15 protein-coding genes are annotated in these 15224 nt (G+C 29.9%); 1 reads left to right on the top strand and 14 read right to left on the bottom strand.

Going from position 1 to position 15224, the window contains the following annotated elements; genetic code table 11:
- Positions 1–18: 18 nt before the first annotated feature.
- From B3Z56_RS01000 to B3Z56_RS00985, 4 genes are all read right to left on the bottom strand, one after another.
- Positions 19–465 carry a GNAT family N-acetyltransferase gene (locus B3Z56_RS01000; RefSeq protein ID WP_346847065.1) on the bottom strand — a complete coding sequence of 149 codons (447 nt, stop codon included), beginning with the start codon at positions 463–465 and terminating at the stop codon, positions 19–21.
- Between the two features lie 101 nt (positions 466–566).
- Positions 567–1421, bottom strand: a complete 855-nt coding sequence (locus B3Z56_RS00995) for a GNAT family N-acetyltransferase (protein WP_346878066.1) — start codon at positions 1419–1421, stop codon at positions 567–569.
- A 423-nt stretch (positions 1422–1844) separates the two neighbouring features.
- Entirely contained in the window at positions 1845–2648 is an 804-nt protein-coding gene (locus B3Z56_RS00990; protein WP_346847063.1) for a GNAT family N-acetyltransferase, read from the bottom strand.
- Between the two features lie 276 nt (positions 2649–2924).
- The gene (locus tag B3Z56_RS00985) at positions 2925–3422 is read right to left on the bottom strand and encodes an LURP-one-related/scramblase family protein (RefSeq protein ID WP_346878065.1); all 498 of its coding nucleotides are present in this window, start codon (positions 3420–3422) and stop codon (positions 2925–2927) included.
- 259 nt (positions 3423–3681) lie between these two features.
- Here B3Z56_RS00985 and B3Z56_RS00980 point away from each other — a divergent pair, with 259 nt between their 5' ends.
- The gene (locus tag B3Z56_RS00980; RefSeq protein WP_346847061.1) at positions 3682–5085 is read left to right on the top strand and encodes an APC family permease; all 1404 of its coding nucleotides are present in this window, start codon (positions 3682–3684) and stop codon (positions 5083–5085) included.
- Positions 5086–5167: 82 nt separating this feature from the next.
- On the opposite strand, the gene B3Z56_RS00975 is transcribed toward B3Z56_RS00980, so the two are convergent.
- The 10 genes from B3Z56_RS00975 to B3Z56_RS00930 all read right to left on the bottom strand — a co-directional run bounded on the left by B3Z56_RS00975 (position 5168) and on the right by B3Z56_RS00930 (position 15136).
- Positions 5168–6121, bottom strand: coding sequence for an L-threonine 3-dehydrogenase (locus tag B3Z56_RS00975; protein ID WP_346878064.1), 954 nt, complete (start codon positions 6119–6121; stop codon positions 5168–5170).
- Positions 6122–6228: 107 nt separating this feature from the next.
- Complete coding sequence (locus B3Z56_RS00970) at positions 6229–7422, bottom strand: glycine C-acetyltransferase (protein WP_035129643.1); 1194 nt, start codon at positions 7420–7422, stop codon at positions 6229–6231.
- Between the two features lie 185 nt (positions 7423–7607).
- A complete protein-coding gene (locus B3Z56_RS00965; protein ID WP_035129646.1) occupies positions 7608–8306 on the bottom strand; it encodes a lysophospholipid acyltransferase family protein in 699 nt (232 codons plus the stop codon).
- A 35-nt stretch (positions 8307–8341) separates the two neighbouring features.
- Positions 8342–9331 carry a tRNA epoxyqueuosine(34) reductase QueG gene (gene queG, locus B3Z56_RS00960; protein ID WP_346878063.1) on the bottom strand — a complete coding sequence of 330 codons (990 nt, stop codon included), beginning with the start codon at positions 9329–9331 and terminating at the stop codon, positions 8342–8344.
- Positions 9332–9473: 142 nt separating this feature from the next.
- Complete coding sequence (locus B3Z56_RS00955) at positions 9474–10451, bottom strand: NAD(P)/FAD-dependent oxidoreductase (protein ID WP_346878062.1); 978 nt, start codon at positions 10449–10451, stop codon at positions 9474–9476.
- Between the two features lie 73 nt (positions 10452–10524).
- On the bottom strand, positions 10525–11190 hold the full coding sequence (gene modB, locus B3Z56_RS00950) for a molybdate ABC transporter permease subunit (RefSeq protein ID WP_346878061.1): 666 nt from the start codon (positions 11188–11190) through the stop codon (positions 10525–10527).
- A 130-nt stretch (positions 11191–11320) separates the two neighbouring features.
- Positions 11321–12112, bottom strand: coding sequence for a molybdate ABC transporter substrate-binding protein (modA, locus tag B3Z56_RS00945; protein WP_346878060.1), 792 nt, complete (start codon positions 12110–12112; stop codon positions 11321–11323).
- Positions 12113–12353: 241 nt separating this feature from the next.
- On the bottom strand, positions 12354–13253 hold the full coding sequence (locus B3Z56_RS00940) for a HAMP domain-containing sensor histidine kinase (RefSeq protein WP_346878059.1): 900 nt from the start codon (positions 13251–13253) through the stop codon (positions 12354–12356).
- Positions 13254–13455: 202 nt separating this feature from the next.
- Positions 13456–14220: an ABC transporter permease gene (locus B3Z56_RS00935; RefSeq protein WP_346847054.1), complete on the bottom strand. Its 765-nt coding sequence runs from the start codon at positions 14218–14220 to the stop codon at positions 13456–13458.
- Positions 14213–15136, bottom strand: a complete 924-nt coding sequence (locus tag B3Z56_RS00930; RefSeq protein WP_346847053.1) for an ABC transporter ATP-binding protein — start codon at positions 15134–15136, stop codon at positions 14213–14215. The genes B3Z56_RS00935 and B3Z56_RS00930 overlap by 8 nt, the downstream gene beginning before the upstream one ends.
- Positions 15137–15224 lie beyond the last annotated feature (88 nt).

The following is a 15224-nucleotide window of genomic DNA, read 5'->3' as shown; positions in this document are numbered from 1 at the left end:
AATATTTCCCCCCTAATATTATATTTCTTTCTTATAAAAAATCTCATCCTCAGCTTCAAAGCCAGTTATAAACTGTTTAAAGCCAAAACTAGAGTACAGATTTTTTGTTACTATATTCTTCGGATGAAAGCTTAAATATATAGTTTTATATTTAGATTTTTTCTTGATATCTTCTAATACTAATGCTAATGCTTTTCTACCATAACCATTTCCTTGATATTTTTCATCTATCATAAATCTTCTTAATTCGGCCATTTTATCCTCATCTTCTTCTCCATGCATAGCAAATCCAATAATTTTATCATCCTTATATATTCCTAACAGTGTATAATTAGGATAAAATCTAGATTCTGCAATAGACTTCAAATTAGAATGAGGTAAGTACCTCTCTTGCTCTCTTGATACTTTTAATTTAGTACATTCTTCCCAATTTTCTATATCTATATCTTTAATGCTAATATTCATTTATTTATTCACCTACCTATCGCTATAATTTTGAAAGCACAACTCTATCCTCATATTTATCAGTTGATTTGTAATTAACTTATTATTCTTATTTCATACTTCTAAATTATATATCTATAATAATCTAATTGTGTTTTAATCTTAAATCCATTATTAATATAAAGGTTATATGCTATATGATTCTTACTATCTACCTCAAGATATATGTATTTAACATCCAAAGTCAACGCCTTCTCTATTCCTTTGCTTAATATCTCTTTTCCATAGCCAAGTCCTCGATACTTAGTTGAAATTCCTAACCCACAAATGAACGCATTGCAACCTTCTAAGCTAATACTACATATACCAACAATTTCATTATCCATTTTAGCCATATAGGATATCCTATCTTTAGATTCTATTGCTCTATTAACAATTACCTTTCCTTCTTCCAAAGTTTTATTAAAAATGTCTATGTGTAGCTTTGCTATTTCATCTACATCTTGATTAATTATTTGATATAATTTTAGCTTGTTCTGTGCTTTAGTAAATTTATCCTTTTTATATACTAATAGATACTCAGAAAAATCATATTTAACATTAAATTTCCTTAAAGTTAACCTACCATCATTGCTTGAAGGCTCATGCACAAAAAGTATTTCTCTAACATCATACTTTCTTAGCTCATTAATAGCACTTTCTAAAAGTATTTTAAAGAAACCTTTCTTTCTCTTCTCTGGCAATGTATATGTAGAAATCTCTGCCTGCTGTGATGTTGGTATAAACATAGCTAGAAAGCTTACAAGTATTTCTTCTTCATATAATAGGAAAAAACAATTTATTTCCTTATTAAAGTTAATTTCGTTTGATAGAAATGCGCCTCCTTTAGTTTTATCGTAGTTTTTGCAAGCCTCTTCTAAGTTTTCAATATCTTCAATCTGCTTCTTATCTAGTTCTCTTAACTCTAAAATTTGCATTAATTCTAACCCCCTACATAAAAATGGCCATATCCTTCACCGCAGATGATAGGATATGGCTAACTAGCACATATTTGCTTTAAACATAGTCTTAAACTTAAATATTATTTTTAAGTTCACTATGCTATTTAAAATATTTAGATATAAAAAGCCCTAGGAATACCCCTAGGACTTAATTACAAATTAATACTTTAAATTCAACTTTAAAAACCTATAATTTCAGGTAGGGCGTTATTATATATTCTATTTAATTTTATATTATTTTTATAAAAATCTCTGTTCATAAACAACGTATTCCCACCTTTCTCATTACTTATATTTACATTATAAGTTTTATTTGTATCACTTGTCAATATATTTATTCTCAATCCCAAATAAACCATGCTGCTTCTAATTTATTCCCCTCAAAATCTTTGAAATAGATTAATTCCCTCCCTTGTTATCTTTAAATTCCACTCTTAAAAGTCTGGTCTTACTTACGAATCCACTACTTTCTAAAGTTTTTTTAGAATTTGTATTATAGTACCAACATCCGCAAATTGGAATTTCTCCTTGCTTATAGCAAAGTTTCTTTAGCTCTGCTATAATAGTTCTTCCAATACCCTTTTGTCTATATTCTTCTCTAGTAAACATTCCTATACTAGTATATCCTTTTAGTACTTCTCCTTTTTCTTGTATACCAAAACCTAACACGTTAGTACCCTCTTCAAAAATATATAATTCTCCATCTTTAACCTGTTTGTATACGTCTTCAAAGAAGTCACCACTGAATTCCTTTATCACATCAATATCTTTATCCTCTGCTTTTCTTAGATTACCATTGTTATAATACCTTATTTTCTCTGGGTTACCTTTATGATCCTGGAAAAAATAAGCTTGATTTTTTACTTCTTTATTTTCTATATCACATATACAACTTAAATATAACTCGTCTCCTGTAAATACATAGGCTGATTTTGGTTTAAACTTTTTTAATATAGCATTAAAATACTTTTGAGCGTATTTTATATATTTACACTTGATATAAAATAGTGTTAATAATTCATCATCATATATAGCAAAATATCCTATATACTTTGAATTCATAACTATTCTATAAAACTTAGATTTAATTATATGGTCCTCTAAATATGAATCGAAGGGTGAAGACAGGGTTTTTATATAATCTTTTAAAAACTTACTTATATCATCACAATTAGTTAATTCGAAGCTTATACTTGTTTTCATATGTTTCCCATAATCTCCAATAAATTAAACCCCTGTGCCCTTATTAAAATACCTTCTTTCATGCTACTGCTTATATGTCGCATAAATAATCTTTCTTTAATAATTTTACTCATTTTTATCTAGTAAGTACCTGTTAATAGTACCACTAAATTCCCCCCTTTTTTATTTTATTTACCCCAGTTATTTTATTTACTTAGTAGCTTGTCTTTCTTTTATTGCAATAATAGTTCCCCCTAGTAATTTTTTAGGTTGCTAATTTACTATCTAATTTTAAACTTAGTTACCCCTATTATTAGCAGTACACATTTCACAGTCTATAGCTAAAACTATAGCTAAGCATAATATTTCATCAACCTGATCAGATATATTTAGTACATAGCTATCTCCCCAAGTAAACCATTCCTTGCTCACCGTCATAACAGCATATTCACCTTGATATAATGTATAATCATGGGCCCAAAAATCACCTGTTAACCTTAAGTCAGTTCCATCTAGATAATAATTTTGATTAATAAAAGTAAATTTTTTTATCAAATCTCCAATTACCATGCCATTTATGATAATTTCAAACTTAGGCATAAAGGTAAAGAGTTTCTGCCTTATATAGCCCACTTCCTTATGACTTATATCATAAATATGAAGTTTATACCCCATGGAAAACATTTCACCTTCAACGAAATATTTATCTTCCTCTTTTTCATCTTTAACTATAAATCTATCAGTAAATGAAAATACTTTTTGCTTAATATATAATTTCATAGCTTCCTCCGTCATATATACTCATTATTAATATTATCTCATAAATTTTAGAACATTAATACAAATTTATGTAATTATGTATCCAATAATTTTAATATGTTATTACTAATAAAATTATTCAGATTATATTTATAGATAAATGTTCAATAATATTTAATAATTTCTATAATATTTTAAAAATAATTCGATTAATATGAAAATATTTTATTTTAAATGTAAAAAGAATGTTTCCCATGATATAATAATATCGTAATTTAATATAGGAGGGAAATTTATGTCTGAAAAAAAGGATAAACAAATTCTTTGGTACACCTTAGCTTTTATGGCATTCTCAACAGTATGGGGTTTTGGTAATGTTATTAACGGCTTCTCTGAGTACAATGGACTTAAAGCAATTGTATCTTGGGTATTAATTTTTACTATTTATTTTGTACCTTATGCACTAATGGTAGGTGAATTAGGATCTGCATTTAAAAACTCTGGTGGTGGAGTTAGTTCTTGGATTCATGAAACCATAGGACCAAGAATTGCATACTATGCTGGATGGACATACTGGGTAGTTCATATGCCTTATATTTCACAAAAACCATCTGGTTTTATGATTTCAGCTAGCTGGGCAATTTTCCAAGATAAGCGAATCAGTAGTATGAATACAACTCTATTACAATTATCTTGCTTAGTAGTATTTTTAATTGCATTATATATTGCATCAAAGGGATTAAATCCATTAAAAAAGATAGCTACCTTTGCAGGAACATCTATGTTCGTAATGTCTATTCTATTTATCATCTTAATGTTAGCAGCTCCAGCAATTACAGATGCTAATCTAAATGCTATAGATTGGTCATTTAAAACTTTTATGCCTACATTTGATGTTAAATTCTTTACCAGCTTATCAATCTTAGTCTTTGCTGTTGGTGGATGTGAGAAAATATCACCTTATGTTAACCAAGTTAAAGACCCTGAAACTGGTTTTTCAAAAGGTATGATTGCATTAGCAATTATGGTTGCAGTATGTGCAATTTTAGGAACTATATCATTAGGTATGATGTTTGATTCAAATAATGTTCCTAAAGACTTAATGACTAATGGAGCATATTATGCTTTCCAGAAGTTAGGTGAATACTATCACATAGGAAATACTTTCGTAATTATTTATGCTATTACAAATCTTATTGGACAATTTGCAGTACTTATAATATCAATTGATGCACCTTTACGTATGTTACTTAATAGTGCTGATAGAGAGTTCATACCTGAAAAATTGTTTGTACAAAACAAATATGGTGCTTATACAAACGGACATAAACTTATATTAGTTATTGTTTCAATTTTAATAATTCTACCTGCTTTTGGTATAGGAAGTGTAGATGAATTAGTAAAATGGTTAGTAAAACTAAATGCTATATGTATGCCTCTACGTTATTTATGGGTATTTGTTGCATATATAGCTTTAAAGAAGGCAGGAGAAAAATTCAATCCTGAATACAAATTTGTGAAAAATAAAACACTAGGTATTATTATCGGAGCATGGTGTTTTGCATTTACCGCTTTCGCATGTATTGGTGGTATATACTCTACAGATCCATTCCAATTAGTACTTAATATTGCCACACCATTCTTCTTAATAGGTTTAGGATTAATTCTTCCTTATATTGCGAAGAAAACTAATCATTAATTTTATAGTTATATAGTACAAGCATATAAAAATAGGACTGAATAAAGATATTTTATCTTCATTCAGTCCTTTATTTTTATCTCTATTTTATGCCTTTAGCTTTTAATTTTTCAAGCATATCTGTTGTCATCTTAGCTAAATCATATTCAGCTTTAAAGCCCCACTCTTCTTTAGCAGCAGATGGGTCTATTGAATCTGGCCAAGTGTTTGCAATTCCTTGTCTTACTGGGTCTACATCATAAGACATTTCAAATTCTGGAATATGCTTTCTAATTTCTGCAGCTATTTGCTCTGGTTCAAAGCTCATTGCAGTTATATTAAATGCATTTCTGTGCTTTAATTCACTTGGATCAGCTTCCATTAAAGTGATTATTGCATTTATAGCATCTGGCATATACATCATATCCATGTAAGTTCCTTTACCTATGAAAGAAGTATACTTACCAGTTTTTAATGCTTCATAATAAATATCAACTGCATAATCTGTAGTTCCACCGCCTGGTAATGCTACATAAGAAATAAGCCCTGGGAATCTTACTCCTCTTGTATCTACACCATACTTAGAGTGGTAGTAATCACATAATAACTCTCCAGAAACCTTAGTTACACCATACATAGTGTTTGGTCTTTGAATAGTATCTTGTGGAGTATTTACCTTAGGTGTAGATGGTCCAAATGCACCTATTGAACTTGGAGTAAAGAATTTACAATTTAATTCTCTAGCAACTTCTAAAGCGTTTACAAGACCACCCATGTTAATAGTCCATGCAAGTTGTGGTTTTGCTTCTGCAACTGCTGATAAAAGTGCTGCAAGATGAATAATAGTATCTACTTCATGTTTTTTAGCTATTGATAAGAATTCGTCATAATTTGTTACGTCTAAAGTTTCAAAAATTCCACCTTCAACGATTGGATTTCCTTCTGGTTTTCTTACATCTGTAGCTACTACATTATCTACTCCGTAAACTTCTCTTAATTTCGTTACTAATTCCGTACCAATTTGACCTAAGCATCCGCTAACTAATATTCTTTTCATATTGATTCTCCCTATCTAATGTTATTTAAATTTTATTTAAATGTTTTTTTAGTTAAAATCTATAACCTCTAGAGGAGGATATTCCTCCTCTACTTTTAATACAAATATTATTTTATTAAGCCCATTTCTCTTCCTACTTTTGCATATTTAGCAATAGCTTCATCTAACAATTCTTTTGTGTGAGCAGCTGATGGCATGTTTCTTACTCTAGCTGTTCCCAGTGGTACTGTTGGAAATACTATTGATTTAGCATATACGCCCTCTTCATATAATCTTCTACTGAATTCTTGAGCCTCAGCAGCCTCTCCAATTATGCATGGAGTTATAGGTGTTTCACTATGTCCAATATCAAATCCTAATTCTTTTAAGCCCTTTTTAAGGTAATTCCCATTTTCCCATAATCTATCATGAAGTTCCGTACTTTCAGTTAATATATTTACAGCCTCTATACAAGCTCCTGCTGCTGCTGGAGTTAATGATGTAGAGAATAGGAATGGTCTACCTCTAACCTTTAACCAGTCGATAAGGTCTTTAGATCCTGCTACATATCCTCCAACTACACCGATAGCTTTAGAAAGTGTTCCTATTTGGAAATCTATTTTGTCTGATAATCCAAAGTGGTGAACTGTTCCAGCACCTTTTCCTAGTACCCCAGAACCGTGAGCATCATCAACATAAGTAATTAAATCAAACTCTTCTGCAATCTCAACAATTTCAGGAAGTTTTGCAACATCTCCATCCATTGAGAATACACCATCAGTGATTACCATTATTTTTTCATATAATCCTGATTCTTTTGCTTCTTTAGCCTTTGCTCTTAAATCATCCATATCAGAGTGTTCAACTCTTATGATTTTAGCTCCTGATAATCTACATCCATCTATAATTGACGCATGATTTAGTGCATCTGAAAGTATTGCATCTTTTTTGTTCATTACAGCAGATATTGCTGCCATATTACAGTTAAATCCTGATTGGAAAGCTATTGCAGCTTCAGTATGCTTAAATGCTGCTAACTTCTTCTCTAATTCTATATGTATGTCTAATGTTCCATTTATTGTTCTAACAGCACCAGCACCTACACCGTACTTTTCTGTAGCTTTGATTGAAGCATCAATCATTCTCTTGTTAGTGGCAAGTCCTAGATAGTTGTTTGAAGATAGGTTTATTAGCTTCTTTCCTTCTATTTCTATCACAGGTCCATTTTGTCCTGTAATAACATTAATTTCATTATAAAGCCCTTTACTTTTAAGGTCCTCTAAATTAGTTTTAAGGAAATTGTTTAAAGATTTGCTTCCCATTTGATTACCTCCATTTAAATTATATTAAATAAAATTTACTATACATGCTAATATATTAATAACACATATAAGTATATTTATACTCCATAATAATATTTTTTAACACTTACCTTTATAAATCAGCTACTTATACTTTCCCTTTACATAATTAGAATATCATCTACTATAAGTTTTTCAATGAATCCTTATTTATATACACCTCTATATTTTTCTGGTAAAAGAGCAGCTATAGATTTCATAACTTCCAACATAGCTCTTTCATTATATTCATTCTTATCTTCTTCTTTAAGTTTTTCAGGTAAATATATAGGTTCTCCAAACCTTACAGTAACTTGAGCTGTTTGGAAGTTTTCTTCCCCCATATCACCATCATTTATAGGTAAAAATTCTTCTGTGCCTGCTAACCCAATTGGAATTATCTTAGCCTTAGATAGCTTAGCCATTAGAAGAAATCCCTTCTTGCCTTCTATCATTGAACCACTTCTACTTCTTGTTCCCTCTGGAAATATCATAATATTTTCTCCAGCTCTAAGTTTCTTTACAATTTTACTAATGGCATCCTTATCTGCAGAATTAGGTTTAATTGCTATGGTCTTTATAAACTTAAATCCATTCTTAGTAAAATCGTTATTGGAAAGCTTTACTCCCGCAATGAATGTGGGGTCAAAGTCTTTTAATAGTTCGTTAAGTATTAGTCCATCAGCATTACTTAAGTGGTTACATATAAATATTATTGGGCCCTTTATACCTTTAATTTTTTCGTAACCTTCAACCTTCATATTAGCATACTTTTTTATTGATGTCTTTACATAACTTCTTGCTAATTTTCCAGAAAGACTCTCTGGTAATTTATTTAAAATTTTTGTTAATATATCTCTTTTCATAGAAATCTCCTTTATACCTAAGACTTACCTCCATACTACTTCTTGAATAATCTGTTATAATACTCCTTTATGTATGGTGAGTTAATACTCTCTTCTATATTATCTATATCTTCATTATACCTCAAATAATAATTGATAAGCCCATTTCTTATTAATAAATTCTTTCCACGCCATCCACAAGAATGCATGATATACTTTTCTTTAAAGTTTTTATTATCAAGATTTATAAGCTCTAATAAATCAACCTTTTCCATATACTCCTTAGGTAGAAATTCTTTAATAGGTGAAACTTCCACATTTAAATTATTTGGACATACTTTTTGACAATTGTCACACCCAAAAATCTTGCCTTTAACCATATTTAATTCTTCATTATTTAAGTGCTTTTTTTGAGTTAAATAAGAAACACATTGTGAAGAATTAAACTTTTTAACATCTTCTATTATAACATTTGTTGGGCATTTTTCCACACATAAATTGCACCCTTTACAGCCATATTTTTTTGATTTATCCCCTTGTAGCTTAAGATTTGTTATTATTTCTCCTAAAAATACATAGGAGCCATACTTTTCCGTAATAAGAGTATTATTCTTCCCTATAAATCCAACTCCACTTATAGCTGCGATATATCTCTCTGGTAATGGGTTACTATCTACAAACCATTTAGCCTCTCCTCCTAAGGATTCTATATAATCACATATTTCCTTTAAATATTTTTCTACTACTCTGTGATAATCTAGCCCCCTTGTATATAGAGAAAATTTATCTCCTTCTCCTTTATCACCATGATAATAAGGAAAAGCTATTGATATAATAGTTTCTCCATTTTCCATTAAAAGCTTTGGATTAATCTTTTTTTCTATATCTTCCTCTTCAAACTCATTAAAAAGATTATTTTCTTTTCTATCTATGAAAAATTCTTCTAGTTCATTAAATCTTCTACACTCTGTAAATCCAATAGTATCTAAAGAAAGTTTCTTTGCATAGTTTATTATTTTCTGTTTTTTATCTATATATTCTTCCATTGATTTATATATTTCCTACTTTCTCTTTTACATATATCCTATTCATACATTAGTTTCACCTTTCGATGATGTAGAGGTTACTTTTTTCTCTTTTACATATATACTATCCATATCCTGAGCTCATTATTAGTTTACCCTTGCTCTATTGTACTCCACACAAATACTCTGCTGCATACTTAGCTGCTAATTTTCCTTGATTCATAACCTTCTCCACATTAGTATACCCATCAACCACTGCACCACAAGCAAATATTCCTTTCATTGAGGTCTCCATTTTATCCGAAATAAATATACCACCCTTTTCTTTCTCTATATCTATTCCCATTTTTTCTGCTATTGCAGTATCTGATTTTAAGTTCATACATAGCACTAAAGTATCACAATCCACATATTTACTAGTTCCTTCAATAACATTATATTCTTCATCTAGATGTACGATATCTACACCAGTAACTCTATGGGTACCATATATCTTTACTACTCTATGGTTAAAGAGTACAGGAATATTAAAGTCTTCAACATATTCCTTAGCTTTATTACTTACAGCTCTAATAGCTCCACTGGTTTCTATCATACTTATTACATTGGCTCCCTCTAAAACTAAAGTTCTCGCTGCAAGTATTCCTATATCATCTGAGCCTAATACAATGCATCTTTTTCCTGGTAATACACCTTTTCTATTAATATACTTTAGCGTTGAGCAAGCTGTGGTAATTCCGGCCAACCCATAACCCAATATGTTTTTATAACCAAAGGGTCTCTCCCTTGAGCCCATGGCAAAAATGATAGACTTAGCTTTTATAGTCTTTATTCCTTCCTTACTATTTACCATAACAACTTCTTTATTCTTTTTTATTTCCAAAACTGTAGTATCGCACTTAATAATTAAGCCTAAATTTAAGGCATCATTTACTAATCCTGATATTAATTCAGGGGCAGCTAAATTTTCTTTTATACTCTTATAGTAAAAACCTGCCTGAACACATGAAAGCATAGCTCCACCAGGCTCTATATCCCTATCTATTACAATAACCCTATTTACTCCTCTAGATTTGGCCTCTACCGCAGCCATAACTCCACTTACTCCTGCACCTATAACTATTAGGTCAAAAGCTTCCATGAAATCCCCTCCTATTCCCAAAACGCTATAAAATCTACCTAGATTATTATACTATTATTCTTAGTATTTATCATTATTTTCTAAGTTTCTTCCATCTATTCAACCAAAATACCATAATAAAACTAAATACAACTACAATTGCTACCAGCACATTTCCCTGAGTTCTATTTCCACTTTCCATAGCAAAATATATTGCTATTGGTATAGTTTGAGTTTTTCCTGGTATATTACCGGCAACCATAAGACTAGCTCCAAATTCACCTAAAGCTCTAGTGAATGCTAAAATAACTCCACTGATAATACTATCAAAAGCCATAGGTAATACTATATGAAAAAATATATAACTATCACTGGCACCAAATATTCTAGCTGCCTCTATACATGTAATATCTACGTTTAAAAAACCAGCCTTAGCACTTTCATACATTAATGGCAATGCCACAATTGCAGCTCCAATGGCAGCACCTTGCCACGTAAATACTAAAGTACCTCCAAATACAGCTTCAGTAAGCTTTCCTAAAGGACCATTTCTACCCATGACTATTAGCATTCCATACCCTACTACTGTAGGAGGAAGACCCATAGGCAATAGTATTATTGTTTCTAATACTGACTTCCCCTTAAAACTATATCTACAAAATATCCATGCTAATGCTATACCAAAAATAATAACTATCCCTGTGGCAACAAAAGCTACTTTAAGCGAAATCATCACTGGTGTTAATATGGATTCCATCATATATTTATCATCCTCATCTTATATTGTTTATATATACTATAGGAATGCTGTTTTGTATAACATGTATAATTTATAAGCTTCATAAGGCAATTGTTTCCTATGAAACTTATAAATTATCCTTGTTTAATGACTAATTAATCTTAAAACCATACCTTTCCAGTATTTTTTTACTTTCACTAGTAGCTAAAAACTCTAAAAAACTTTTAGCCTCAGCTTTAACTTCAGAAGTCTTTATTACCCCTCCTGGGTATATGATCTTTTTATGACTTGATGTATCAAAAGTAGTGACCACAACAGAATTTTTTATACTAACTGTATCAGATTTATAAACAATACCACAAGCTGCTTCACCATTTTCTACATAACTAACAACTTGTTTAACATCCTTTGCAAAAACAATGTTATTCTCTATGATATCCCACTTATTATAGTGATTTAAAGCTTCCTCAGCATATTGTCCTGCGGGTACAGAGCCTATTTCGCCTAAAGCTATATGTCCATCTAGGTTATCCAAATCATCTAGCTCCTTTATTTTATCTTTATATTCATTATTAACAATTAAAACAAGTTCATTTTCTACTATGTCTTTCTTACTTCCACTTTCTATAAGTTCCTTATCCTCTAGAGCTTTAAATTGCTTTTCTCCTGCAGACATAAATATATCTACCGGTGCCCCTTCCTCAATTTGTTTTTGAAGCGCTCCTGATGCCCCAAAGTTAAAAGTTAAAGTTATATTATTTTTTTCTTCATAGATCTTTTTAATTTCCTCCATAGATTCTTTAAGACTTGCCGCTGCTGAGATTATTATTTCTTTTTTTTCTCCACTATTATTAGTTTCTTCTTTATTAGCTTGTCCATTTGAACATCCAACAAAGGCTATAGCTAAAACTGTAATTACTATTATACTTCTTAACTTTTTCAAAGCACTTCCACCTTTTTCCACAATTATGTATTAATTATACATCTTATTGTGTAGATTTAAAATACATTTTAACCATTTTATTGCTATTGTTAAAAATGTTCTTTTTATGCTCATATAGAATATGCTGATTTTTTAAGATTGAGTTTAAAGTCATATATTATACATAAAAAAGAACAATCATAAACTGTCTTCTCAGCCTTGAATGTTCTTTTCTTATTTAAAACTTATATATTTTATACTACTATTTTAATTTGAATCTAATCTGAATTGTAAAGACTTCATCCTCTAAACTAGCAGAAACCTCATGTCCCATACTTTCTGTAAGTTTCTTTACAATAGTTAATCCAAGACCTGTATTTTGTCCTGTCCTCATTCTGTCTGTAGTAAAAAATCTATCAAAAACATGTTCTAAGTCTTCCTGTGTAAAGTTTTCTACCCTATTACTAAAAGTAGAAATAATTACTCCATCTACTTGCCTTTGACATATAGACATAGTTTTACTCCCATGCTTTAAGGCATTTTGAAATATATTTGTAAAAATTCTAATTACAGCATTTTCATCAGCAATTATAGCTGGTAATTTTTCTTGTAGATCAACTTCTACTTCAAAGCCTTTATCAACAAAATCATTATAAAAAGCTGCTACAATTTCACGTAATAAACTTTCAACATTAACCTTTTTAAATTCTAGGTCATATTCATTGGCTTCTAATCTAGATAAATCATAAAAGCTAGTAATAAGATTTTGCAACACCTTAGAGCGTTTTTCTATAATATCTAAGTACTCCTGTTTTTCTTCTTCACTAGTAGATTCATCCCTAATTAGCTGTACATAGCCTAGAATAGATGTAAGAGGAGTTCTTAAATCATGAGATATATTAGCAATTTGCTTTCTTAATTCACTTTCACTCTTTTCATGGGCAATTCTATCATTTTGACTTTTTTCTAATATAAAATTAATTTCACCTATCATCTCTTCAATATTTTTATTAGGGGCTGCTAATTTTAATTGTTCATTGGTTTTTATATTTTTAAGCTTCTTCAATTCCTTATTTATATTGTTTATATTATAGCGATTTAGTAGAAAGAGCACTATAAATAATGCTGCTATACCACCAAATAAAATAGTTATATATATCATTTAATGCTCCTCCCAAGACTTACGCCCTAAATATATTTCTTCAAATAACGAAACCCTCTTAACCCCCATAAACAGAACAAATAGTTAACTATTTTAATATTTAACTATATTCCTATTTTACTATTTAACTAGGTTTATATTTATATAGTTTCATATTTAAATAGGTATGAATTTATATATGTGTGAATTTAAATAATTAATTCTATTTTATCTCTCTTCTTCTAAAGGAAATAATTCCTATAACCGTTATTAAAGTGATGTATACTATACCTAGTACATAAAATTTTGTAATATCCTCAGAAAGAACCCTGTCTTGACCTACTATAAATTTAATGTTGTAAGAAACTAAATATAATTGTATTTTTGCAAATATAGGTTTATAGTAACCTAGGAGCTTAATTATTCCTGGAAATATAGCTACTACCCCTAGATAAGCAAAGGCAAATATATTATTATTCTTAATATTAAAAGCAAGTAAGTTTGCAATAGCAATTCCTGTTAACCAAAGTGGGAATACAGCAATGAGTTTATTCCCAAAATTACCAAGTGTTTCTGCCATAGTTGCTCCACCTAAACCAAGACATATATAAGAACTTAATATTAACACAGTGGCAACTATAATTAAAGATACTGTGGCTACAATCACTTCTACAATAAATTTCCCTAAATATATTTTTGTTCTATTAATCCCAAAGGATACTGTATTTTTTAAAGTTTGATGCTTATGTTCATCTGAAAATACAATATCTACAATCATAATTACAGAATAATAAATCAATGTAAAAAGACCTGTTGAAATCATTAGCATATCTGGCATTGTTATTCTGTTAATTGCTTCTTGGTCTTTCATAAACCATAATGCTAATACATTAACTAGAATACATATCAATGAAGAAGTTCCAACTAAAACATAAGGATATTTACGATGAGTAGTTCTATATAATTCACTTTTTATATAATTAAGCATTGATAACACCTCCAACTAATGAAACAAAGTATTCTTCTAAATTGGTTCCCTTTATATTCATAGAATTTAACTCTACCCCATTTTTAACAATTGTACTGCTTACCATGGAAGGTGTATCTTTAAATTTATAAATTCGAATTATGTTATTAGGTAATACCTCATATTCATGACAATTTAGTTTATCCTCTAACAGTACTGCTGCCTTCTCAGCATTATCTACTGATATCTCTAAACATTCCTTACACTTCTCCTTAAGTTCTTCTGCAGAAATCTGTTCTACCATCTGTCCTCTCTCAATAAAGCCATATTCCGTTGCTATACTAGCTAATTCACTTAGTATATGACTAGAAATTATTATGGTAATATTCTTCTCTTCATTTAGTTTTAAAAGAAGATTACGAATTTCAACAATCCCCATTGGATCAAGTCCATTTATTGGTTCATCTAAAACTAAAAAGTCCGGATTATTCATCATTGCAAGAGCTAACCCTAATCTCTGTTTCATACCTAAAGAAAAACTCTTAAATTTTTTCTTTTTAGTATCTTCAAGTCCTACATCTTTAAGTAATTGTTTTATGCATTCTGAACCAGCTATTCCTCTTTGAACTCTATAATACTCAAGATTTTCCTCCGCCGTTAAATATGGAAAAAAACTTGGAGTTTCAATCATTGCGCCTATTCTTTTTCTTGAAATCTCTAAACCTTTTTCTGTAGTTTCTGAGAATAATTGTATCTCACCACTAGTTATCATAGTTTGGCCTGCAATCATCCTTAATAAAGTAGTTTTACCAGCACCATTTTTTCCTACCAATCCATATATTGAGCCTTTTTTTATATTTATATTAGTATCCTTTACTGCCTCAAATTTTCCGTAGGATTTACTTAAATTTCGCGTAATTAATATACTTTCTTCCATAAATCTCACCCTTCCCTTTTCTTATTGTCTTTATTATAAAATTCAAAACTCAATAAACACTTAAGAAAAGTTAAAGAAATCATAAAGT

It is taken from the genome of Clostridium sp. UBA7791, from assembly GCF_002480755.1.
Classification (GTDB): Bacteria; Bacillota; Clostridia; order Clostridiales; family Clostridiaceae; genus Clostridium_J; species Clostridium_J sulfidigenes.
This window is presented reverse-complemented; position numbering and strand designations above follow the sequence as displayed.